We start from the raw sequence: 354 nt of genomic DNA on the forward strand, positions 1-354 counted from the left end.
GCGCCAGTTTTGCGGAACCTTGGATGATAGGCAGATCGTCGCCTGGGAATTCATATTTGGACAGTAATTCACGCACTTCCATTTCAACGAGTTCCAGCAATTCAGCGTCATCAACCATGTCGCATTTATTCAGGAAAACGATGATGTATGGAACGCCAACCTGGCGAGCCAACAGGATGTGCTCACGTGTTTGTGGCATTGGGCCGTCTGCTGCGGAGCAAACCAGAATCGCGCCGTCCATCTGAGCCGCACCAGTGATCATGTTTTTAACATAGTCAGCATGGCCTGGGCAGTCAACGTGAGCGTAGTGGCGTGTTGCTGTTTCGTATTCAACGTGGGCAGTATTAATTGTAA

General features: G+C 50.0%; 1 protein-coding gene. It reads right to left on the bottom strand.

The window, feature by feature from the left end; all coding sequences use genetic code 11:
* A partial coding sequence (locus H8K38_RS18775; RefSeq protein ID WP_255423082.1) for a GTP-binding protein occupies window positions 1-354 on the bottom strand: 354 nt, incomplete at both ends.

Origin of the sequence: Undibacterium sp. FT79W, from assembly GCF_014284215.1 — a bacterium.
In the GTDB taxonomy this organism is placed as follows: domain Bacteria; phylum Pseudomonadota; class Gammaproteobacteria; order Burkholderiales; family Burkholderiaceae_D; genus Undibacterium; species Undibacterium aquatile.